The organism is Phycisphaeraceae bacterium (assembly GCA_015709595.1).
In the GTDB taxonomy this organism is placed as follows: domain Bacteria; phylum Planctomycetota; class Phycisphaerae; order Phycisphaerales; family SM1A02; genus CAADGA01.
The window spans coordinates 1,263,789-1,286,665 of record CP054178.1 but is presented as its reverse complement, the minus strand read 5'-3'; the positions used below and the strand labels follow the sequence as shown (position 1 = coordinate 1,286,665).

15 protein-coding genes are annotated in these 22,877 nt (G+C 69.6%); 12 read left to right on the top strand and 3 right to left on the bottom strand.

What is annotated here, in order from left to right; all coding sequences use genetic code 11:
• The first annotated feature begins 259 nt into the window (after positions 1–259).
• The 3 genes from HRU76_05370 to HRU76_05360 all read left to right on the top strand — a co-directional run bounded on the left by HRU76_05370 (position 260) and on the right by HRU76_05360 (position 2,988).
• The gene (locus HRU76_05370; GenBank protein ID QOJ17046.1) at positions 260–871 is read left to right on the top strand and encodes a hypothetical protein; all 612 of its coding nucleotides are present in this window, start codon (positions 260–262) and stop codon (positions 869–871) included.
• A 173-nt stretch (positions 872–1,044) separates the two neighbouring features.
• Positions 1,045–2,232 (top strand): rhomboid family intramembrane serine protease, encoded by a 1,188-nt coding sequence (locus HRU76_05365; protein ID QOJ17045.1) that lies wholly within the window; start codon positions 1,045–1,047, stop codon positions 2,230–2,232.
• A 36-nt stretch (positions 2,233–2,268) separates the two neighbouring features.
• Entirely contained in the window at positions 2,269–2,988 is a 720-nt protein-coding gene (locus HRU76_05360; protein ID QOJ19105.1) for a phosphoribosylanthranilate isomerase, read from the top strand.
• Positions 2,989–3,027: 39 nt separating this feature from the next.
• Here the strand turns inward: HRU76_05360 and HRU76_05355 are convergent, their stop codons facing one another.
• Positions 3,028–3,984: a hypothetical protein gene (locus tag HRU76_05355; protein ID QOJ17044.1), complete on the bottom strand. Its 957-nt coding sequence runs from the start codon at positions 3,982–3,984 to the stop codon at positions 3,028–3,030.
• A 305-nt stretch (positions 3,985–4,289) separates the two neighbouring features.
• Positions 4,290–4,901 (bottom strand): YceI family protein, encoded by a 612-nt coding sequence (locus tag HRU76_05350; GenBank protein ID QOJ17043.1) that lies wholly within the window; start codon positions 4,899–4,901, stop codon positions 4,290–4,292.
• Between the two features lie 322 nt (positions 4,902–5,223).
• Here HRU76_05350 and HRU76_05345 point away from each other — a divergent pair, with 322 nt between their 5' ends.
• The 6 genes from HRU76_05345 to HRU76_05320 all read left to right on the top strand — a co-directional run bounded on the left by HRU76_05345 (position 5,224) and on the right by HRU76_05320 (position 17,852).
• Entirely contained in the window at positions 5,224–5,655 is a 432-nt protein-coding gene (locus HRU76_05345; protein ID QOJ17042.1) for a BlaI/MecI/CopY family transcriptional regulator, read from the top strand.
• Between the two features lie 2 nt (positions 5,656–5,657).
• On the top strand, positions 5,658–8,513 hold the full coding sequence (locus HRU76_05340; GenBank protein QOJ17041.1) for a hypothetical protein: 2,856 nt from the start codon (positions 5,658–5,660) through the stop codon (positions 8,511–8,513).
• Positions 8,514–8,768: 255 nt separating this feature from the next.
• A complete protein-coding gene (locus tag HRU76_05335) occupies positions 8,769–11,966 on the top strand; it encodes a tetratricopeptide repeat protein (protein QOJ17040.1) in 3,198 nt (1,065 codons plus the stop codon).
• 85 nt (positions 11,967–12,051) lie between these two features.
• Positions 12,052–12,873: a MotA/TolQ/ExbB proton channel family protein gene (locus HRU76_05330; protein QOJ17039.1), complete on the top strand. Its 822-nt coding sequence runs from the start codon at positions 12,052–12,054 to the stop codon at positions 12,871–12,873.
• Positions 12,870–13,286: a biopolymer transporter ExbD gene (locus tag HRU76_05325; GenBank protein QOJ17038.1), complete on the top strand. Its 417-nt coding sequence runs from the start codon at positions 12,870–12,872 to the stop codon at positions 13,284–13,286. The genes HRU76_05330 and HRU76_05325 overlap by 4 nt, the downstream gene beginning before the upstream one ends.
• A gap of 24 nt (positions 13,287–13,310) precedes the next feature.
• On the top strand, positions 13,311–17,852 hold the full coding sequence (locus tag HRU76_05320) for a PD40 domain-containing protein (protein QOJ17037.1): 4,542 nt from the start codon (positions 13,311–13,313) through the stop codon (positions 17,850–17,852).
• Between the two features lie 69 nt (positions 17,853–17,921).
• On the opposite strand, the gene HRU76_05315 is transcribed toward HRU76_05320, so the two are convergent.
• Complete coding sequence (locus HRU76_05315) at positions 17,922–19,097, bottom strand: alanine racemase (GenBank protein ID QOJ17036.1); 1,176 nt, start codon at positions 19,095–19,097, stop codon at positions 17,922–17,924.
• 155 nt (positions 19,098–19,252) lie between these two features.
• Here HRU76_05315 and HRU76_05310 point away from each other — a divergent pair, with 155 nt between their 5' ends.
• The 3 genes from HRU76_05310 (at position 19,253) to HRU76_05300 (ending at position 22,877) form a co-directional block, all read left to right on the top strand.
• Positions 19,253–19,981, top strand: coding sequence for a response regulator transcription factor (locus tag HRU76_05310; GenBank protein ID QOJ17035.1), 729 nt, complete (start codon positions 19,253–19,255; stop codon positions 19,979–19,981).
• Positions 19,978–21,819, top strand: a complete 1,842-nt coding sequence (locus tag HRU76_05305) for a PAS domain-containing protein (GenBank protein ID QOJ17034.1) — start codon at positions 19,978–19,980, stop codon at positions 21,817–21,819. The genes HRU76_05310 and HRU76_05305 overlap by 4 nt, the downstream gene beginning before the upstream one ends.
• 101 nt (positions 21,820–21,920) lie before the next feature.
• Positions 21,921–22,877 (top strand): 4Fe-4S dicluster domain-containing protein, encoded by a 957-nt coding sequence (locus HRU76_05300; protein QOJ17033.1) that lies wholly within the window; start codon positions 21,921–21,923, stop codon positions 22,875–22,877.

The window sequence follows — 22,877 nt, the reverse complement described above, 5'->3', positions numbered from 1 at the left end:
AAGAGGGGCCCGGCCGGGACCGAGCGGAAGTCCGATTGACGGGCAAATCCGATCGCGGGAAGGTCAGTCGTGGCCGAGCGGCGGGAGTCAATGTCCTATAAAAATAGATTCCAGATTCATCTATGGCGGCGATCCGGGGATTCATCAATCCTGAATGGGTTCGCTGTCAGAGTCCATCACTGACATGCTACATCTACCGGGTGCGAGTATGGGGGCATACCATCGCCCCCACGCTTGGAGAGCAAGGAGAAAGAAGATCATGCGGAGAATCATCCACGGCGGCCTCATGGTCCTGGCCGCCTCGGTTTCGCTGGCGGCTCAGGCGGACATCTATCTCACTTCCGCCAATGCCTGGATCGTGAACCCGAACAACGGGTCCAACGCCGGGGGCGCTTGGGAGTTCGAGAACATTCCCAACGGTGTCTCGGCGGAGATGAAGATCAACAACACGCCGCGCGGCACCACGTTCCTGCTTCAGCCGGGGAACAACCTGTTCACGTTCCAGATCTGGGCGAACGTCACCAACGACCACGCGATCGGGCTGTGGTTCGGCGACAACGCCAATCACTTCCCCGGTCCCAACGGCGCCATGCCCCACCTTGTGGTGTACCGTGACACCCAGAACCAGCTGGCCTTCCCGGCGCAGGGCGTGTTCGTCAACACCTGGGGCGGCTTCAGCCCTGACGGTCCCTACCACGGCGAGACTTCGTTCACCATTGGCGGCATGACCGCGACCGTGACCGAGTACTCGCTCAACGGCCTGAGCGGCGTGGGAACCTTCACGATCCGCGTGGGCGACGTGCCCGCGCCCGGCGCGTTGGCCCTGCTGACCGGCGCCGGCCTGCTTGCCCGCGGCCGCCGCCGCGCGTGAACAGCGCGATCAAGCGACCGAGGCCCCATCTCACGCACCGGCGACATTTCTGAGGAGTGTCGCCGGTGTTCTTGACGGGCGAATCGCTGCGCAGGCGTCAGAGGTCAATCGGCGCCTCGCTCGATGGATTGTGTGACGGGAGGCGCGGCTCCCGCTCCTACACTTCCGCCGTCATGTTCATTCCGCTCTCCACGGATCGACCGCCCAAGCGGCGCCCGGTCATCAATGAAACCCTGGTGATGGTGAACCTGCTGGTCTACCTGGCGGGACTGGCGGGCGCGTACTTCGGCTGGTTCGAGCGAGACGCGGTGGCGCGATGGGGGCATTACCACCCCGGCGAGTTCAGGGCGTGGCAGTTGATCACCTACCAGTTCATCCACGATCCGTGGGGCGTGGGTCACATCCTGTTCAACCTGCTCTTCCTGTGGGTGTTCGGCAACGCGGTGGAAAGCCGCCTGGGGCGCGTGGGCTACCTGGCGTTCTACCTGATCGGAGGCGTCGTGGCGGCGCTGGCGCACGGAGCATTCAACCCCCAGGCGCCGGTGATCGGAGCCAGCGGGTCGATCGCGGGCGTGAGCGGCGCGTTCCTGGCGCTGTTCCCGCGGGCGCGCATCCGCGTGCTGGTGATCTTCTTCATCATCGGGCTCTATCACGTTCCCGCGGCGTGGTTCATCCTGTTCTACTTCGTGGTGGACCTGCTGCGCCAGACCAACGAATCGCTGCTGGGCGCGGGTGGCAACGTGGCCTATGCGGCGCACCTGGCGGGATACGTGTACGGCTTCGGCGTGTGCTTCGGGCTGCTGGCGGCGCGGGTGCTCACGCGCGAGGAGATGGACGTGTTCTTTCTGTTCAAGCAGATGCGTCGTCGTCGTCAGTTCCGTGCCGCCACCGCGCCGGACGCCCGCGTGTGGGACGCGCCCAGGGCCGATTCCGCCGAGCGGATGTCGCGCCGGCGCGAAGCCGGACCCATGTCCGCCGAGGAGCAGCAGCATGCCGCGGCGCGGGCGGAGGTGCTGCGCCTGATCGAGCGGCACGACATGCCCGCCGCCGCGGCGCGCTTCCGCACGCTGCTGGCCCTGGCGCCCGACGCGGTGCTGCCCGAGCGGCGGCAGTTGGATGTCGCCAACCAGCTCTACCACGAGGGCGACTACGCCAACGCGGCGCGGGCCTATGAGAATCTGCTGCGCGCCTTCCCCACCTCGCGCGAGGCCGATCCGGTGCGGCTCATGCTGGCGGTTATCTACACCCGGCGTCTACGAAACGCCGCGCGAGCCAGGGAACTGCTGGACCGGGCCGCCACTGGATTGCGCAGTGACGACGAGCGCGCCATGGCCGAGCAGCTGCGCGCGGAGCTGACGTGAACTGACGGACCGACCGATGACGGCGACACGCGAATGATGTCAGCGAGCCGCGATCATTCACAGCGAGCCGCGACCGTCAGGGAGCGGACTCCAGCAACCGACGACAAGGAATCCTCCGTGCCCCGCACGCGAATCAAGATCTGCGGTCTGACCACGGTGGAGGACGCCGCCGCCGCAGTGGCCTGCGGAGCGGACGCCATCGGCCTGGTCTTCGCGCCCTCCTCGCCGCGCCGCGTGTCGCTGGACCGCGCCGCCGAGATCGTGGCCTCGCTGCCGCCCTTCGTGACCGCGGTCGGCGTGTTTCAGCTCTCCGGCAAGGGCGTCGATGCGGATTTTGAGCAGTGGAAGACGCTCTCGCCGTGGGCGCAGCTTCATGGCGACGAGGACGAGCGGGTCGCCCGCCAGGCGTCGCGCGGCCGTCGCCTGATCAAGGGGTTCCGCTTCTCATCGTCGGCGGTGCGTCAATGGGCGGGATGCACGCACATCGAGTTGCTGCTGGTCGAGGGCAGTCGGCCCGGCAGCGGGCAAGCGTGGGATTTCACGTCCCTGGCGGCGATGCGGGACGAGATCCGCAAGCCGATCGCCCTGGCGGGCGGACTGAACATCGACAACGTGGCGGAGGCGATTCGCGCGGTGAGGCCCTTCGCGGTGGACGTGAGCACCGGCGTGGAAAGCGCGCCGGGGCGGAAGGACGCTGCGATGATCCGCGCATTCTGTCAGGCGGTTCGCGAGGCGGATGCGTCGATCGATGCGTAGGGTGACGCGGCGGCCCGGGTGGCGCGCCACCTGCGGGCCTCACCCGAAGTACACATCCGTCTCGGCGTTCGCCTTCGCCAGCAACAGGCCGGCCGCGATGGGCAGGGCGACCAAAGCAAGCCGTATCAGGAATCGCGTGAGGGCGCCTCGACGGGCGATGGACCCCACCTCGCCGATCCACAGCATCGCGGGCGCGAAGGCCACCAATCCCGCCGCCCACGCGAAAGCGATGGGTAGGCCCGTCACCCACAGCAGCCCCAGCACCGGCGGAATGGTGAGTGCGACGCTCGCCAGCGGCATGGCGCCAGAGCCGATTGAGACGCTTCCGCCGCGCAGCGCCACCGCGCCTCCGACCAGGACCGCCGCCATCGACGCGGCGGCCAGGGATGCGGGGATGAGCGCGAACGTCTGATTTCCGCTGAGCACCAGCACGCCCGCCTGTCCGAAGCAGGCGAGCGTCAGCGCGGCGGGAAGGGTCGCGCCGGGCCGCCGCTGTGCCAGCGGCTGCATGATCAGGGCGAAGGCCACGGGCGCGCCGGCAGCCGCAATTCGCATCCAGGTCGGATCGCCATCCTGAAAGATGCCGGCCATCACGAAGTGGGCCGCCGCACCCGTCAGCATCGCGGCGATGACCCACGCCAGCCAGTCGCCCGGGCGAGCCCCCGCGCACACCGATTCAGAAGTGGTCGTTGCGGCGTGTTTGGCGCGCTGTGTCAGCGTCCAACGTGCCGCCGCGGCGGCCATTCCGATGACTCCTGCGGCGATGAGCAGATAGACCACGCGCTCCCACTTCTGGTTGACTCCTCCGTTGAGCGCGATGTGCGAAGCGATCATCGCCGCGCCGAAGGCGAGCGCCCCCGCCCAGGCGGACGAGTGCGCCGCCGGCGATCCGGCGCGGGCGCGCCACACGCGCCACGCCAGCGCCAGAATCGCGCCTGCCACGACGAGCGGCAACCCCACGCCGAGCAGACCTTCGCGGATCAGTTGTTCTGTCATGGGGAGAGGAGAGCAAGGAGAAGAGGTCTGAGGTCAGAGATCAGAGGTCAGAGATCAGTAGGGCCGTTGACAGGAGTCAATGGTGCCACGGTACGCCGAGAGGCGTGCCGTCGGCCCCGCATCGGACGCACCACCACGGAACGGCTGGCGCCGTACCGTGGCACCGGGGCGCGACTCTGTTGCCGCACCAGCCCCCGGGCCAAGCCCGGGGCGAAGCGAAGAGCCCCGGACCCCACTGCCTATATCCCAGTGCCCAGTGCCCAGTGCCTCATGCCCAATGCCTGATGCTGATGCCTTGCCCCACCTCACCCGCGCTTGCCCTCGATGGCGACGATGATCCGCACTTCGTCTCCGACGGCGTTGTTCTCGAGGTACTTGGTCATGCCGAAGTCGCTGCGCTTGATGGTGAAGGTCGCTTCGAAGCCGCTCTTGTAGCCCTGGGCCGTCTCACCCGCGCCGAGAATCTCGATCTGGGCGGTGATGGGTTTCGTGACGCCGTGGAGCGTCAGGTCGCCGGTGACCTCCAGCTTGTTGGTCGCCGCAGGCGTGACCCTGGTGCTCTTGAAGGTGATCTCCGGATACTCGCGGGCGTTGAAGAAGTCCGCGCTCTGCAGGTGTCGGTCGCGCTGCTGGTTGCCGGTGTCCACGCTGGCGGTCTTGACGGTGAAGCTGAACGACGACGCGCCGGGGCTGGCGGCGTCATGCGAAAACGTGCCCGACACCTCGTTGAACCGGCCCCAGAAGACCGCCACACCCAGGTGTCCGACGCGGAAGACCACGCTGGAATGCACCGGGTCGGTGGAGAACGACTCGGCGACCGCCGCGGTCGTTGCTTCGACGCGGGGCTGAGTGGTCAACGCGGTCATGCCAGCCGCCCCGACGAGCACTCCGGCGACGAGAAGGGGACGAATCTTCATGTGATGCTCCATTTCGATGTGGAATGGTGTGGATGGTTTGTGGATGACTGGCCGCCAGGAGCGGCAAGACAGGTGAATCGGGTAGTTGAGTCAAAGCCAGACGCTCTCCGCAACCAGCGACTGAACGACCTCCCTTATTCCATGTCTCCAGATGCCGCGATGCTCGCCAGGTTTCAATCCGGATTGCGGCGGATGGGTTGTCGCACGCCATCTTTCCATCTGTCCCGTGAAACTTTCCGGCGATCTTCCGGAAAACCTCTTGCAGCGACTACGACTTTCGTAGTAGGATGTCCTCCGACAGTCGTAGGAGGTCTGGACGATCATGCCACCACGCGAACGAGAACGCGAGCCGGAGCACGACCTCGGCCCCGCCGAACTGGAAGTCCTCACCATCCTCTGGGATGAAGGCCCGTCCACGGTGCGCGAGGTGCTCACGCATCTGCACCGGCGCGGGCGCACCGTGGCGTACACCACGGTCCTCACGTTTCTGACCCGGCTCGCGCAGAAGGGCTACGTCGTCAGCGACAAGTCCGACCTGGCGCACGTCTACCGCGCCGCCGTGCCGCGCGACACGGTGCGCCACTCCCGGCTGAAGGCCCTGATCGACGAGTTGTACGACGGATCGGCCTGTCCGCTGGTGCTGCAGCTCATGCAGACCGGCACCTTCACGCCCGAGGAAGTCGCCCAGCTCCAGTCGCTCATCGACCGTCTGGATGAACAGACGAAGCGACGGAAGAAGGGAAGGGGCGGCTGACCATGCCCGATTTCTCGCTCGGCCAACTCTGGCTCAATGCGCTGGGCATCATCCCGGTGGCTTTGCTGGCGATCATTGTCTGCCGCGTCTTCCCGGCTCGGCCTTCCACGCGGCATCTCATCTGGCTGGCGGTGCTGGCCATGTTCCTGGCGCCGTCCTTCGTCGTCGGCTGGCTGCCCCACGAGGCGCGCCGCGACCCGGCGGCGTACCTGGGCGCGACCCATGCGAATGACCAGCGCACCGTCGCCCGCGCCCCGCGCGACGAAGAGACGGTCGCGCCGGTCGATCAATCCACGACCCGCGCGACCCAGACCCCGCAGCGCGAGTCGGCGCCGCGACCCGGCTTGCCCGCGTCCGAATCGCCCCTCACCCGGCTGATCACGCCTGGCCGCAAGAGTGACGCGTCGTCGCCGGTGATGAGCCGATCGCACGACGCGGCGGCGGAGAGCCCATCGCCGTCCGCACGCCGCGTGCTCAAGCCCGCCGACTCCCTCTGGCTGGCGGGCATCGTGGAGCCGGTCGTTCGCCGAGCGGTGGACGCATCGCGCGCCGCGGACGCCGCCGTCCGTGAGGAACCGGCGTCCGACGCGCTGCCGGAGCGGATGCCGTCGTCGGTTGTCGTCGCCTCTCCGCGACTGGACGCGTCGAGTGTTCAGCCGTCCTCCGACGCTTGGCGTCCCGCGCCGACGACGGGCGATGCTTCGCGGCCTGGCGGGGTCGCCTCGTTGCTGGCGGTGCGCGACGCCGTCGCCGCGCTGCCCCCCGTGCCCGCGCCGGCGTGGATCACGGGCATGGCCATCATGGTGGCGGTGATGCTGGTGCGGGTTCTGGCGATTGCGCGTCTGGTTCGACGTGGCGTGCCCGCGTGTCGGAGCGTGCGGCAGATGGTGGAGCGCGCCGCCCGTGACGTGGGACTGGGCCTGCCGCCGGACGTGGTGATGGTGTCGGACCGGGTGTCTCCCATGATGTGGTGCGGTCGCCGCCCCGTGCTGGTGCTGCCCGCGGGGTTGTGGTCGCAACTGGATGGGGCGGGCCGCTACGCGGTGATCTGCCACGAACTGGCGCACCTGAGGCGGCTGGACCACTGGGTGTGCTGGTTCGACCTGGTGGTGGGGGTGGTGTTCTGGTGGCATCCGCTGGCGTGGTGGGTGAGGCGTCAGGTTCGGGAGGAGGCCGACCTGTGCTGCGACGCCTGGGTGACGCATCTTCAGCCGGCGCGTCGTCGGGCGTATGCGCAGGCGCTGCTCGATTCACGGAAGTACCTGAGCGCGATGCCGCTCGCCGGGCCCGCCGTGGGCCTGGGGACGGCGACGCCCCGCGCTCGACGTTTCGCAAGGAGACTCACGATGGTGATGACACGAGAGTTCGTTCCGCGTCGTTCGATCCGGGGCGTCGCCCTGGCGGGAGCGCTCACCGCCGCCGGGCTGCTGGTGTCGCCGATCGCCGCCTGTCCGCCGGAGGAGGGCAAGTCGCTCAAGGACGCCAGGCCGACGACGACGCTTGCGTCACCCGTGCCCGCGTTCTTCGGCGGCGCTGCTCAGGCCGCGCCCGGGGCGGGCTCGCCCGCGTCGGCTGACAGCACGTTCGAGCAGTTCATGCGCGAGCGCGCCGCGGCGCCGGAGACCGGCTCGTTTGAGTATCCCATTCCCGCCGAACTGTTCTTCATGGGCGAGGCCGCCGAGGCGCATGACGACGTGGAGGCGCGGCTGCGCCGGCTCGAGGAGCGGCTGGAGCGGCTCATGCAGGCGGTCGAGCGACTTCACGCCGGTCAGCAGGGCGTCGTGGGAGGCGTCACGACCTCCGCGCCGCCGATGCGTCCCGTGCCGCCTGCGGAACCAGCGCCGCGCGGACAGGGCGGCGCGACCGCACCCCAGCCGCCGATGGCCCCCACGGCCGTGCGGTCGCACGGCGGCGCCGGCGCTGCGCCTGGGGGCATGGCGACGACCGCGGCTCCGGCCCATCCGGGCCACCCCGCGCCGCTGGCCTTGCCGCCGGGCGTTCAGGGTCCGGGGGGCGCGGTGACCACCGCCCAGGCGCCGCGCGCGGGTCAGGCGCCTGGGGGCGGGGGTCTCGCCACGTCGCCGGTTGCGACGGCCGCCGAGTTGTTCAACGCCGACGGCCCCATTCTGGCGCGCACGTATCGCCTGCCCAAGGGCAAGCTGAAGGAGCTCGTCGAGCTGATGATCCGCGATGACGTGCCCGTGCGCGTGGCGCCCAGAGAAGACGCCATCGAGGTTCACGCCACCGAGGGTCAGCACCGCATCTTCCGCATGTTCATTGAGTTGATTCATCCCGAGGCGTCGAGTTCCGGCTCCGCGGAGGCGGAGAGCCGCCGGATGGAGGCCGTGATCGGCCAGATGGCGGCGCTGGAGCAGGCCGAGGCGGCGCGGCTGCGCGACGTGGCCGCCCGGCGTTCGCGTCAGCTGGAGTCGGAACGCGCCGCCGTGGAGTCGCTGACGCGCGACCACGCCGCACTGGCCCGACAGAAGGAGTTGATCGCTGAAGGCGACGTGCGGCTGCGGACCCACCACGATCAACTGGCGCGGGCCGCCGCCGAAATCGAGGCCCATCGGATCACGCTGCGCGACCAGGCGTCGTCGCTGGAAGGCGATCGGGGCGCCCTGATCGAGGAACTGCGCCGCTCGGAGATGGCGCTGCGGGATGCCGGCGCCGAGAAGCGCGCGGAAGAGATCGCCCGCGTGACGGAGTTGAAGGCCCGCGTCAACGCCACCGACGCGGCGGTGCGAAGCACCCAGGCCGCCCGCCAGTCGCTTGAGGCCCAGCTCAAGACCCTGCAGGCGGAGATCAAGCGGGTCGAGCAGGCGCTGTCCGAGATGGCGAAGGAGGGCGGCCGCTGAGGCGTCCTGTGACGTGAGAGCATCGACGGGCCAACGGGCCGGGGCCGCACACGTGTCCTCCCCCACCCCCCAACCTGCATGGGGGACACGACTGCACCCCTCGCCGCGGCCTGCTCAGAACCGCGCCGTGGCGTTTTGCGCGCCCCGGCCCGGCCCGTCGGCTTGGCGTCGCGAAACCTGACAATCTCGTGGGTGCGGGGTGGCCGGTGGGCGGCCCGTGTGGGATGATGCGTCCGGTCTCGAGGGAGTGTGACCATGGCTCGTGTGCATCGCGTATGGGCGGCGGCCTCGCCGCTGGTGTTTCTCGCTCCGGCGGTGACGTGGCCCGCGCTCGATGCGCACGCCGCGGCAAGGTGCGCTGCATCGCAGGATGACGCCGCCACCCTGCGTGACTTCCACAGCGCCAACGGGCTGCTCAACCGGGGCATGCACGACCTGGCGGAGCAGGAGTACCGCAAGTTCCTCGCCGCGCATCCGACGCACGCCAAGGCGCCGGTGGCGCGATACGGGCTGGCGGTGGCGCTGCAGCGTCAGAACCGGATCGACGAGGCAGCGGGCGAGCTCGAACCGCTCATCGGGCTGGAGCGCTTTGAGTTCGCGGCGGAGTCGTGCCTGTTGCTCGGCCAGTGCCGCATGATCCAGGAGCGCTACGCCGACGCGGCGGCGGCGTTCGACGTGGTCGTGAAGCGACACGCGGGGCACGCCCAGGCGGATGCGGCCTGCGCGCTGCTGGTGGAATCGCACTCGCGAGCCGCGGCGCACGAGCGGGCCATCGAGGCCGCGGCCGTGATGGCGGCGAAGTGGACGAATTCACCGCGACGCGAGCGGGCGGAGTTCTTCGCGGGTCTGTCGGAGACGGCGCTGGAGCGCCACGCGGACGCCGCCAGGCGGTACGAAGCGATGGTCCGGGCGTTTCCCGATGGCGAGCTGGCCGCCCGCGCGTCGCTGCTGCACGCCCGAGCGCTGCACGCTGCGGAGCAGTGGGAGGCGGCGTCGGCGCAGTATCAGCGCGTCATCCGGCGGAATGACCCGGCCTTCGCCCCGGAGGCGATGTACTCACTGGCGGGGCTGCTTCGCCGCGACGGGAAGCCCCGGGACGCCGCGGCGCTGCTCGACCGGGTGCTGAAGGATCACGCGGAACATCCCGTCATCCCGCTGGCGCTGCTGGAGCGCGGGCGCGTCCACTACGACGCGGGCGAATACGACAAGGCCGTGTCGCGCTTCGCCGAGGCGGTCGAGGCGGACGAGGCGCTCGCCGACAGCGCGGCGTGGTGGACCGCCCGGTGCGAACTGCGGCAGGATCAGCCCGGACAGGCCGCGGCGCGGCTGGAGCAGGCGATTGCGCGGCATCCGAAGAGCGCCATGCTGGCCGAGATGCGATATGACCGCGCGGTCGCCCTGCACCGCGCGGGAGACGCGGACGCGGCGCAGGCGGCGCTGGCCGAGTTCCGCGCCGCCCATCCGAAGCACGTCCTGGCGCCGGACGCGCTGCACCTGGCCGCCATCATCGATCACCAGCGGCGGGAGTACGCGGCCAGCGACGCGCTGGGGCGGGAGTTCATCGAGAAGCATGCGAAGCACGCGCTCCTTCCCGCCATCGAGTTCCTGATGGCGGAGAACGCCTTCCTGTCCGGCAATCACCGGGAGGCGGCGGCGCGGTTTGAGAAGTTCATCGCTTCTCGGCCCGGCGACGGGCAGGTCGCCGCGGCGCGCTATCGACTGGGCACGGCATACGTGCGGCTGAACGACCCCCGGCGGGCGGAGGAGCATCTGCGCGCCGTGGTGAACGGTGCGAAGACGCCGGCGGCGTACCGCTCGGCGCTGCTCGACCTGGCGGACATTCACTTCGCGCGTCAGGAGTGGGAGCCGGCGGAAGCCCGCGCCAGCGAGTACCTCTCCGCCGACGAGAATGCACCCGACGCCGATGATGCGCTTATCACCATCGGGCTGTGCCGCCAGCGGCGCGACCTGCACGAAACCGCGCTGCAGGCGTTCGAGCGGCTGCTGGAACGTCATCCGAGCAGCCCGCACGCGGCCCAGGCGAACTTCGAGCGCGGGCAGTCGCTGGTCGTGCTGGGGCGGGATGACGACGCGGTTGAGGTGCTTCAGCGCGTGCTGGAGAGCCGCGAGGCGTCCCGGTTCGCCGCCCATGCGCTCAACCATCTTGGCGCCATCGCCATGCGGGGCAAACGGTACGACGAGGCCGCGATGCACTATGCGAAACTGGCCGGTCTGGACGCGCCGGAGGAACTGAAGCACGAAGCACTCTTCCAGCAGGGCCAGGCGCTCATGGCTCAGTCGAAATACGACGAGGCGGGGCGCGCCTTCGCCCGGTTCGTCGAACAGGCCCCCGGGCACGCCCGCGCGCCGATGGCGAGCGCCAACGTGGCCCTGTGCGCGGCGCGAGGCGGCGATCACGCCGGGGCGCTGAAGCAGATTGACCGCGTGCTGCGCGAGCAGGCGCGTTCGCTGGATGACCAGGTCACGACATCGCTGCTCTACGAGAAGGCCTGGTCGCAGCGCGAGACGGGCGACGTGCAGGGCGCCTCCGCCACCTATCGCGCCATGCTCGGGGATCAGCGCGAACATTCGCTGGACCTGTTCGCCCGCGTGGAGCTGGCGGAACTCGAAGCCGGCGCGGGCGGACACGACGCGGCCGTCGCGCTCCTGGAGCCGATCGCGGAGCGAGCCGACCTGCCGGGCGACCTGGGCGAGCGATCCGGGTACCGGCTCGGCGCGTGCCTGTACGAACTGGGCCGGGATGAAGCGGCAGCCAGGGCGTTCGAGGCGTTCCTGAAGTCGCATGCGAAGAGCTCGCTCGCGCCGTCCGCGCGGCTGCTGGCTGGCGAGGCGCACTTCCGCCGCGGGCAGCACAGGCAGGCGGCGGCGCATCTTGCCAGGGCCGCGGAGTCGGAGGAAGCGCGGCTGCGTGCTCCCGCCTTGCTGCGGCTGGGCGAGGCCCACGCCGCGCTGCAGGCGTGGAAGGAGAGCGAACAGGCGTTCAGCCGCTTCCTGCGCGAGTTTCCCGAATCAGAGGTCTGGTTCCAGGCGCGGTTCGGCCTGGGCTTCGCGATGGAGAATCAGGGTCGATTTGACGAGGCGATCACCTCGTACCGCGCCGTGATCGAGAAGCACGACGGCCCTACCGCGGCGCGCAGCCAGTTCCAGATCGGCGAATGCCTCTATGCGCAGAAGAAGTACGATGAGGCCGCCCGCGAACTGCTCAAGGTGGACATTCTCTACGCCTACCCGGAGTGGAGCGCCGCGGCGCTGTACGAAGCGGGCCGCTGCTTCGAGGCCATGGCCCAGGTCGGTCAGGCGCGGCAGCAGTTCGAGGCCGTGCGCGACCAGCACGCCGGCACCCGCTGGGCGGAGCTGGCGACGGCCCGCCTGGCCGCCTTGAGCAAGCCCGACCTGCCGGGACGGGGCGGCGGATCAGGGGGTGGGCGATGAGCGCGTGCAATCCACCTCTCCGGTGGCGCCGGCATTCCGCCGGCGCCATCAGGATTGTTCTGTTCCCTCAACTGGAGCTCCCATCGTGACCAGCGTCACCTGTCTCACCGCTCTGCTTCTCGCCGCGCCGGCTCCAGCGGGCGCGGTGGAAACCGTGTGGGATCTCGTCCAGAAGGGCGGACCGCTGATGGTTCCCATCGGGCTGTGCTCGCTCATCGGGCTGGCGGTGCTGGTGGAGCGTCTCATCACGCTGCGGCGGCGTTCGGTCATTCCGCCTGGCTTTCTCGCGGGGCTGCGCAAGGCGCTCGCCGAGGGCGATCGGCAGAAGGGCATCGACTACTGCCGCAGGAACGGCAGCCCGGTGGCCAACGTGTTCGCGGCGGGCATCCGCAGACTGGGCGAATCGCCCGAACTGCTGGAGAAGCACATCGTCGAGGCGGGCCAGCGCGAGGTGCTGCGCCTGCGCAGGAATCTGCGGGCGCTGTCGGTCATCGCCTCGGTCTCGCCCCTGCTGGGACTGCTGGGCACGATCTTCGGCATGATCCAGGCCTTCGCCGAGGTGTCGCGCAGCGGCGAGGCGCTGGGCAAGACGGAACTGCTCGCCGCGGGCATCTACCAGGCGATGGTCACCACGGCGGCGGGATTGATCGTCGCGATTCCCGCCCTCATCTTCTACCACTTCCTCGTCTCCAAGGTCGAGCGCCTGGTGATGGAGATCGACGAGATGACGGTGAACTTCGTGGACGAGTACGCCGCCCGGCGCGCCGAGTCGAAGTCGGTCGTCGCGCCGGCGTCGGAGAACGGCGCCGCGGGCAGGGGTCAGAAGGCGGAAATCAGCGGTCAGCACGCGGGACGTGGAATCGAGGCGGCCCAGGCCGCGACGGCGACGACAGGAGCACGGGCATGATCCGCGCGGACTTCGGCCACGACCAGGGCGCGGCGGTCGAGCTCACGCCCATCATCGACATGGTCTTCCTGCTCCTCATCTTCTTCCTGGTGGCGACGACCTTCCACCAGACCGAGCGGGAGATGCAGATCGCCCTGCCCCATGCGGCGCACGGCGGGCCCATCAGCGCGGCGCTGCGCGACATCGTCATCAACGTGGACAGGGAGGGGACGATCATCCTCAACGGCGCGGTCATTTCGCCGGAGGACCTGCAACAGCGCATCATCCAGGCCGTGCAGCAGAACCCCGAGCAGAAGGTGACCGTTCGAGGCGACCGTGACGCGCCGTACCAGCACGTGGCCCGCGTGCTCGATCTGTGCAAGGGCGCGGGCGTGCAGCAGCCCTATCTGGACACCGTGCCCGTCACCGACTAGCGGTCCCGTTCCGACGATTCACGCATGCGCATCGTCCGACGCATCCTGTGGTTCGTGCTCGCATCGCTCGCCATCGCTGCGGTCGTGGGCGGCGGGCTGTGGTGGAAGCGCCAGCGCGACCACACGTTCTACACCGACGCTCAGTCGATCCGCGTGCCCATCGGCTCCACCACCACGCGCGACGTACTGTGGGAGCCGGCGCTGCCCGTCGATGGGCTGGTCAACTCCGCCCGGCACGAGGCCGGGCCGACCATTTCCTCGGACGGCATGACCATGATCCTGGTGCGGGGCGCGCCGGGCGGCGGCGCGGACCTGTATGTGACGCAGCGCACGGTGCATGGCTGGACCGAGCCGACGCCGATCAACGGCGTCAACACGCGATTCGATGAGATCAGCCCCGCGATGAGCGCCGATGGGCAGTCGCTCTTCTTCGCCAGCGACCGACCCGGCGGGCTGGGTGGATACGACCTGTGGGTCGCGCGCCGAGAGGGCGATGGCGGCTGGGGCGAGCCGATGCACCTCGGCCCCGCGGTGAACACGCGCTGGAACGAGTACGGCCCCGCGCCCACCTCCGACGGGATGGCGATGTACTTCGCCTCCAACCGGCCCCGGGCCGTGGACCCGACGGCGCCGCTCGATGAAGGCGACCCGCGCGCACGGGGGGGCGACTACAACCTGTTCGTCGCGTCGCTGCTGGCCGACGGGCCGGGCGCGGCGCACGCGGTGGACGCGGTCAACACGGACGCCAACGAGACCTCGCCCGCGCTCAGCCCGCCGGGCGACTTCCTCTACTTCGCGTCTGATCGCGCGGGCGGCTTCGGCGGGTTCGACCTGTATCGCTCGCGCGTGGTGCGCGGGGCGGTGCTGCCGGCCCGCAACCTCGGCGCTGCGATCAATACGTTCCGCGATGAACTCGACCCGGCGGTGGATTTCGGCGGTTTCGCGCTCTTCTTCGCCTCCGCGCGTCCCCGCCCCCGGATTGCCGCCGGTTCCGTCGCCGAGACGGACCTGGATTCGGATCTGCATCGCGCCCTGTCGCGCGAGGTGTTCACCGAGACCGACCCCTTCGCCGCGCGGATCGACTGGGCCGGCCTGTGGTCGGAACTCTGGCCTCTCCTGCTGCTGGCGCTGCTGGGCCTGCTGCTGGTTCTGGCGCTGCTGCACTTCATGCGGCGGGCGCAGTTCCGGCGGCTGTCGCTGCTGGCCAAGTGTCTGCTCACGTCGCTGCTGGCGCACCTGCTCATCATGCTGCTGCTGACGGTGTGGGGCGTGACCAGCACGATCGCCCAGCGCATGAAGGACGGGTCTGTGCGGGTGGCGATCACGTCCAACTCGGCGGCCGAGTCAGTGGCGAACCAGATTCGCGGGGGGCTGACGGATGTCTCAATCGACGCCGAGCAGCCGACCGAAGGGGGCGAGCGGCCCAGCGAGTCGCCGCTCCTCCAGCCGATGCCCATGCTTTCGGCGACGGCGGCGATCGAGCCGCGCCGCCCCGCGACCGACGCCTCGCAGGTGCCTCCCGCGACGCGGGAAGCGCCAACGACGGAGGTCATCGAGCGATTCGTGACGCACGCCGAGGCGCCGCCCGCGTTGACGGACGCGCCGACGGCGCTGCCCATGCAGCCGGAGCGGGCGCATCACGAGGAACGCCGCGTGGAAGTGGCGGCTGGCGACGTGGCGATGTCGCCAGCGACTGACCGCGCCGAAACACGGGCGCCCGCAGTGGAGACCGCCGACCCGACGACGGCGGCGATGGAGCCCGCGCCGGCCCAGCGCCGCGACGGAGCGACCTCGACCAGTCTCGCCGGCCAGCACTCTCCGCGTGAGGCGGCGCCCATCGAGGAGGCCGCGCGTGAGGCGACCCTGGCGGCGGACCTGCCGCGCATCATGGACGCCGCGGTTGCGCTGCCGCGCGAGGTGCGGGGAGAGCCGTCGAGCGTCGCCGAGCCGACGACGCGCATCGCGGCGCAATCGGCGACGGCGTCACAACGCGCCGGCGAAGTCACGGCGACGAAGCCAGCCGTCCCGCCGCCATCCAGCGAGGTCGTGGCGGTCGCGCCTGCGTCGAACCGGCGCGAGGGCGATTCATCCGCGATTGTCGGTGACGCCGCATCGCGAGAGGCCGATGCCCCCGAAGCATCCCGGCCTCCCGCGACGGGTGCGGCGTCGGACGTGCCGCGGACTGGGATGGAGATCGCCGTGGCGCTGCCCGTCGCACAGCCCGCGCCCGAGGGTGCGTTGGCCGCGGAGACGACGGTCGTCGCCGCGCCTCAGCACATTGCGAGCCGTCGAGCGCCGGAAGATGGCGTTGGCGACAATCCGCCGACCGCCGAGGCGACCATTGTGGCGACTGACGCGGCGTCTGCGGAGCGGGCCGCGACCGGCTCGTTGGCTCGGGCGGACGAATCCGAGTCCGCCTCGACAAGGCCGGAATCGTCCCCGCGGCGCGATGTCGCGTCGTCGTTGCTCGACCTGCCGGCGCTGGCGACTGCTCTGCCAGGACTGGATGAAACGGCAATCGAACCAGCCGCCAACGACGAGTTGTCGGCGGGACCGTCAATCACGCCGGAGCAGGCGGCGACACGCCGCGCCGCGTCGGCATGGAGCCGGATCGCCGGTCCCGCCGCGCCTCGGACGACGCGCATCGACCCATCCGACCGGCGCGTGCCCGCCCCCGAGTCGTCATTCGCAACAGACGGCGCGATGGCGACCAGCGATGCCGCGTCATCGGACGCCGTGTCGATGCCGCCCGTTCTGGCGCTGGTCGTCGCGGACCTGCCGGGCATCGACCGCATCATGAACGATCTGCGTCTGCCCTCCGAGCGCCCCCCGGTGGACAACCCGCTGTCGCAGCGCGGGGCGGACCGTCGCGAGTCGCTGCTCGACCGGCTGGGCGGCAACCAGGAGACGGAGAACGCCGTGCAGCTCGCCCTGCGCTGGCTGGCGGCGCACCAGAGCGACGACGGCCGCTGGAGCGCATCGGGGTTCGACGCCAAGTGCGAGCAGTGCGGCGGGCAGTCGAACGCGCGCATTGATGCCGCACTCACCGGGCTGGCGGTGCTGGCGTTCCTCGGCGCCGATCACACCCACGAGCGGGAAGGCCCCTACCGCGACACCGTGGCCCGCGCCCTGCGCTGGCTGGTCGATCGACAGGCGCCGGACGGCGGCTTCCTTTCCGAGGAGACGATGTACACGCAGGGCATCGTGACCATCGCGCTCACCGAGGCCTTCGCCATGACGGGCGATCCCTGGCTCGAAAGCCCGGCGCGCCGGGCGACGGACTTCGTGGTCCAGGCCCGCAACCGCGAACTGGGCGGGTGGCGCTACGCGCCGGGGCAGTTCGGGGACACCTCGGTCACCGGCTGGCAGGTGATGGCGCTGGCCAGCGCCAGGCGGGCGAGGATCGACGTGCCCGCCGAGGCGCTCACGCACGTGCATCGGTGGATGGACGCGGTCCGCCACCCCACGCTGCCGGGGCGATACGCCTATCAGCCGGGCCGGCAGTACACCAACGCCATGACGGCGGAGGGCATGTTCATCCGCCAGTTGCTGGGCGCTCATCGCGAGGAGCGCGCCCAGGCGGGCAGCGCGCTCTTCCTGCTGGAGAACCTGCCCGACTGGGAGAACACGCCGGACACCTACTACTGGTACTACGGCACGCTGGCGATGTTCCACCACCAGGGGCCGGAATGGGATCGCTGGAACGCGGCGCTCAAAAACGCCCTGCTGTCCAGTCAGCATCGCAGCGGGCCAGCGACGGGAAGCTGGGATCCCAACGATCAATGGTCGCAGATCGGCGGGCGCGTCTACCAGACCGCCATCGCCGCCCTGTGCCTGGAGGTCTACTACCGCTACGACCCGCTCACCAACCCGGACGAGGCCATCGACGCGGTGGGCACGATCCGCGGCGTGGTGACGAGTCGATCCGACGGCAAGCCGCTGCCGGGCGCGGTGGTGACGCTGGACATTCCCGGGCGCGAGGCGCTGCAGGTGCGGACGGACGGGCAGGGACGTTATGCGCTGCAGTCGCCGGAGATGCCCGAGCACTTCGCGCTGTCGGCGGCCAGGCCGGGCTTCGCGCCGCTGTCAATGACCGCCCAGGGCGAGGCGCTGCGCGGGCAGGTGCTGGAGCGTGACTTCGCGCTCGAACCGCTCACGTCCGACATCATCGCGCTGGAGCAGGTGCCGGAGGTCCATCACCTGGGCAACGACCGGTTCGAGGGATCGATCAACAGCCAGTTCCAGCGCGCGGCGGAGGGAGCCGTGTACAGCGTGGTGTTCCGCGTGGGACCGGAGCAACTGCCGCCCAACTACCGCCGCGCCGAGCTGCGCATGCTGGTCAAGGGGGCGCAGGCGGGCAACCGCATCCGGCTCAACGGTCGGGTGCTGCCCACGCGGCTCAACCGCTCGCCGCGCGACGGCAGTTACGGCGAGTTCGTGGCGCCGTTCGACATCCGGCTCCTGTTCGAGGGTGAGAACGAACTGGTCATCCAGTCGTCCGACGACATGGGCGACCTGGACGACTTCGAGTTCGTGAACGTGCAGATTCGGTTGTTCAATGAGTAATGTCATTCAATAAGCCGCGCCCGTGAGGAAGCGGTGGATTCCCGTTTCCTCATGGTTGTGGCTCGTTGGTCAGCCGGTTGCCAACGGCCGCTCGCGCCCGCGCGCGGAGATCGGCGCCAGCCCGGCGAAGCGGCCGCCGTCGATGATGATCGCTTCCTCGTGCAGGTTCACCGTGGGGCACACGTGCCGGGGGACGAGCAGCAGCAGGTCGCCGCGCTGGGGCGCGGCGCCGCCGCGGACTTCGAGCGGCAGGTGCTCCTCGCTGGGCTTGAGCGCCGCGAGGTCGCTTCGGCCGATCACGACCGCGCAGGGGTCGCCCGACTCGGCGGCGATGGACTTGGATCCGGCGTCGCAGGTGGCGATGTTCGGCGCGGGGCGGCTGATGACGCGCGTGAGCACCAACGCCGCGGGCGTGAACGACAGTTCCGGCAGCATGTCGTGGTAGCCGAAGTCGTGAAAGACCACGGTGCCGGCCGACGCGCTGAAGAACGGCCCCCCGGCGCGCGTCCAGCAGGATGACGTGGCGGCATGGGCCAGCGTTGGCGTGCCGCTGGTGATGACTTCGCCCACGGACATCCCGGCGGCGACGAGGTCATCCGCCAGCCGGGCGACTTGATCCAGCGCGGCGTGCGTGCGGGCGCGGCGGTCGTCGATCGTGCCGCCCCGGATGTGGCCTTCGTAGGCGTGAATCCCGCGAAAGCGGCCCCCGGAAGCGGCGCCGGCGGCGCGGGCGATCCGCACGATCTCGTCCCTTGATTCGATGGGAACGCCGGTGCGGTGCATGCCCACGTTGACATCGACGAAGATGCCCAGTTCGGGCGGAGCAGATCGGGCGATGGCTTCGTCCTCGCAGATCACCGACACGCGGGCGCGCGGGTGAGCGCGGGCCAGATCGCCCAGCCGCCTGAGCGCGAGATCACGGTGAGGATACGCAACCAGCAGATCGACGCCGGGCAGGTCGCGGGCGGCGGTCTCCTCCAGCAGCACGCGGGCCTCGCGCGTGGTGGCGCACTTGAAGGAGCGCAGCCCCGTGCGCAGCAGCTCATCCCACACCAGCGGCATCTTGGTGGTCTTCAGGTGGGGTCGCCAGCGGCGCACGTCGCCGCCCACCACGTGAAGGGCCTGGGTGATGTTGTCGCGTACATGGTCCATGAAGACCACGAGCGCCGGTGCGGCCACTTCGCGGGTCGCCTCGGGCGGCAGGTGAAACCGATCGGCGGGCCAGCGTTCCATTCCACTGAACATGGGCGAGTGTAGCATGGCTGGCGAAGCGTCCCGGCGATCCAAGATGTAGGGGGCGCGAACCGGACGTGAACCAGTCCTGAACATTCGGCTTCTACGATCATGCCGGCGTTCAGGAATCGTTCACCCTGCGGAGCATCTCCCGGAGATTGACCCCCGTGGCGAAGACACCGGTTCTCATCGTGGAGGACGAACCCGACATCGCGGACCTGATCCGTTTTCATCTCGACCGGGAGGGGTTCGAGACGGCGGTGGTGCAGTCGGGCAAGCACGCGATGGAGGCGGTGAAGCGGCGCGAGCCGGCCCTGGTGATCCTCGACCTGATGCTGCCTGACATCGACGGACTGGAGATCTGCCGGCGGCTGAAGTGGAACGAGGACACCCGGTCCATTCCCATTCTCATCGTCTCGGCCAAGGGCGAGGAGAGCGATATCGTCACGGGACTGGAACTGGGCGCGGATGATTACCTCACCAAGCCCTTCAGCCCCAAGGTGCTGATGGCGCGGGTGAAGAACATCGTCCGGCGCACGCGGGCGGCGTCCGCCCCGACCTCCACCGCCAACCGCATCACGCTGGCGGATCGTCGGCTCATCATCGACTCCGACCGCCACGTCGTGAGCGCCGACGGGCAGGAAGTGGACCTGACGCGCACCGAGTTCGAGATTCTCCGCTGCCTGGCGCTGCGCCCCGGCTTCGTGCGCACGCGGGACCAGATCATTTCGGCGGTGCATGGGGTCAACGCGGTGCTGGCCAGCCGCACCGTGGATGTTCACGTGACGGCCATCCGCAAGAAACTGGGCGACCTGGGCCGGATGATCGACACGGTGCGCGGCGTGGGGTATCGTCTCAACGACTCGCTGCCCACCCACGCCGAACAGGGGACTTGACCATTCTGCGCGCTCCGCGATCGCTGGTCTGGCGGCTGGGGCTGGCGCTGGTGCTGGTTCAGGCGGTGATCGCACTTTCACTCGGGGCGTTCGCCTACGCCAAGGTGCGTCAGTTTCACCACGACCAGACCTATGACAAGCTGGATCGCACGCTCCCGCTGCTGGTGCAGGAGCATCGCGTCCTGATGGCGAGCGCCGACGCCGCGGCGATCGACGCCCGGTGCAAGCGCGACGGCGCCGAAACCCGCATCCGCGTCACCATCGTCGCGCCGGACGGGGTGGTGTGGGGAGACTCCCACGCCGACCCCGCGACGATGGACAACCATCGACTGCGCGCGGAGATCAGCGACGCCCTGGAGCGCGGCGAAGGACAGAGCCGCCGCCTCAGCCCCACGATCCACGAACCGATGCTCTACCTGGCCCGTCGCGTTCAGTCGCCGGACGATGGTCGCGTGCTGGGCGTGGTGCGGGCGGGCATTTCGGTGGCGGCGGTGGACGCCGATCTGACGGACGTGGCGCGCACGGTGGGGCTGGGCGCGTCGCTGTTCATCGGGCTGACGTTCGCCGTCTTTCTGCTGATGTCCCGGCACTTCGGCCGCCAGGTGAGCGCGCTGGCCCACGGCGCGACGCGGTTCGCCGAAGGGCGGCTGGATCATCGCGTGGACCCGCCCCGCGCCAGCGAACTGGCCTCGCTGGCGCGGGCGCTGAATCACATGGCCGAGGAACTGGGGGCGCGCATGATCGAAGTCCGAACCCGTCAGAACGAGGTGCAGGCGATTCTCCAGTCGATGAGCAGCGGGGTGGTGGCGCTGGACGTGGAGCAGCGGGTGTTCAACCTCAATCTGGCCGCCGAGCGCCTGCTGGGCGTGAAGGCGGAGAGCGCCATCGGGCGGCTGCTGCACGAGGTGGTGCGTCAGCCGGACCTTCACCGCTTCGCGGCCGCCGCGGTGGCGGGGCGCGGCAACGGACCGATCGAGTTCCGGCTCGAGGGCGACACGCCGCGACAGGTGCAGGCCGCCTCGGAGCCGCTGCTCGACGCCCGCGGCGTGCTCAGCGGCGTGCTCATCATCCTGACCGACGTGACGCAGCTGCGGCGGCTGGAATCCATGCGCACCGACTTCGCCGCCAATGTTTCGCACGAGCTGCGCACGCCCATCACCAACATCAAGGGCTACGTGGAGACGCTGCTGGAAGTCGGCGCGGATGACCGCGAGCGCACCCAGAAGTTTCTCCGCATCATCAAGCAGAACAGCGACCGCCTGGCGGCGATCGTGGAGGACGTGATGTCCCTCACCCGGCTGGAGCAGCCCCGCGCCGGACAGACGCTCGAGAAGGAGCCCACGCCGCTGCGGCTGATCGTGCGCGCCGTGGTGTCCCAGTTCCAGGCGGCGGCGGACGCCAAGTCGATCCGGCTGGTCAGCGACGTGCGGGAGGGTCTGGAGCCCGAAGTCCACGGCGCGCTCATGGAGCAGGCGGTGGGGAACCTGGTCTCCAACGCGATCAATTACTCGCCCCCCGGCACCACGGTGACGATCCGCGCCGTCCGGCGCCAGGGTCAGAAGGGAGATGAAATCGCCATCAGCGTGGCGGACCAGGGGCCGGGCATCGCGCGCATCCACCACGCCCGCATCTTCGAGCGCTTCTACCGGGTGGACAAGGGCCGCAGCCGCGAGGTGGGGGGGACGGGGCTGGGGCTGGCGATCGTCAAGCACATCGTGCGGGTGCATGACGGTCGGATCGAGATCGACAGCGACATCGGTCGCGGCAGCGTGTTCACGATCGTGCTGCCGGATCGGGGCCGCGTCGAGACCGACCTGAAGGGGGAAGTTTCCTCGTAGGAAGGCGATATCAGCCATGCCACAATGCTCCAGCGTCAGGAGCCATTCGAGGGTGCGGGATTCCGGCCGCGAATGGCTCCGAACAACCGAGGAGCGACGGCATGGTGGCGAAGACCGATCCATCCGACGGACCCGCCTCCTCCCCTCCGATCCTGACTCGACGCGAGTTCGTCCGCGCCGGCGCCTTGGTGGGCGCCGGCGCCGCGGCGGCCGTGTCGGCGGTGGTCATCGACCGCACGACGGCGACCACGAATGACCCGGTGGGCGCGGGCACCGTGCGCCACCTGCCCGTGCTGAACAACATCAAGCCGGCGGTGGATGAGGACGTCCTGGTTCGGATGCAGCGCGACCTGCTGAAGTGCATGGCCAAGCCGGTGGAGCAGCGCCGGTGGGTGATGGTCATCGACACGCGCAAGTGCGTGGGCTGCCACGCCTGCACCATGGCGTGCATCGCCGAGAACAAGCTTCCGCCCGGCGTGGTCTATCGTCCCGTGCTGACCGAGGAGTTCGGCGAGTATCCCAACGTGCAGCTGCGCTTCACGCCGCGCCCCTGCATGCAGTGCGATGAACCGCCCTGCGTTCCGGTGTGTCCGGTGAAGGCGACGTGGAAGCGTCCCGACGGCATCGTGGCCATCGACTACGACAAGTGCATCGGCTGCCGCTACTGCCTGACCGCGTGCCCCTACGGGGCGCGCACCAGCGACTTCGGGGAGCATTACTCCGAAGGTGCGGCGGTCGGCGCGCCGGAAGGCCCGGATCGACCCCTGCTGGGGTCGAACCTGCCGTACGAAGAGCAGCCCAACAACGAGTACGGCAAGGCGTGGGACCGTTCTGACCACCAGTCGCCGATGGGCAACGCCCGCAAGTGCCACTTCTGCCTGCACCGGCTTGAGGTGGGGCAGTTGCCGCAGTGCGTGACCACCTGCATCGGCCGGGCGACGTACTTCGGCGACGCGAACGACCCCGACAGTCTGGTCACGGAACTGATCACCCGGAACAACGTGCAGACGCTGCTGCCGCACAAGGGCACCAAGCCGCGCGTGTTCTACATCGTGTGA

Bases quoted from the DNA above. Each gene is read 5' to 3' on its own strand.
- HRU76_05370 (QOJ17046.1), top strand. From the start codon at position 260: ATGCGGAGAATCATCCACGGCGGCCTCATGGTCCTGGCCGCCTCGGTT.
- HRU76_05365 (QOJ17045.1), top strand. From the start codon at position 1,045: ATGTTCATTCCGCTCTCCACGGATCGACCGCCCAAGCGGCGCCCGGTC.
- HRU76_05360 (QOJ19105.1), top strand. From the start codon at position 2,269: ATGTCAGCGAGCCGCGATCATTCACAGCGAGCCGCGACCGTCAGGGAG.
- HRU76_05355 (QOJ17044.1), bottom strand. From the start codon at position 3,984: ATGACAGAACAACTGATCCGCGAAGGTCTGCTCGGCGTGGGGTTGCCG.
- HRU76_05350 (QOJ17043.1), bottom strand. From the start codon at position 4,901: ATGAAGATTCGTCCCCTTCTCGTCGCCGGAGTGCTCGTCGGGGCGGCT.
- HRU76_05345 (QOJ17042.1), top strand. From the start codon at position 5,224: ATGCCACCACGCGAACGAGAACGCGAGCCGGAGCACGACCTCGGCCCC.
- HRU76_05340 (QOJ17041.1), top strand. From the start codon at position 5,658: ATGCCCGATTTCTCGCTCGGCCAACTCTGGCTCAATGCGCTGGGCATC.
- HRU76_05335 (QOJ17040.1), top strand. From the start codon at position 8,769: ATGGCTCGTGTGCATCGCGTATGGGCGGCGGCCTCGCCGCTGGTGTTT.
- HRU76_05325 (QOJ17038.1), top strand. From the start codon at position 12,870: ATGATCCGCGCGGACTTCGGCCACGACCAGGGCGCGGCGGTCGAGCTC.
- HRU76_05320 (QOJ17037.1), top strand. From the start codon at position 13,311: ATGCGCATCGTCCGACGCATCCTGTGGTTCGTGCTCGCATCGCTCGCC.
- HRU76_05315 (QOJ17036.1), bottom strand. From the start codon at position 19,097: ATGTTCAGTGGAATGGAACGCTGGCCCGCCGATCGGTTTCACCTGCCG.
- HRU76_05300 (QOJ17033.1), top strand. From the start codon at position 21,921: ATGGTGGCGAAGACCGATCCATCCGACGGACCCGCCTCCTCCCCTCCG.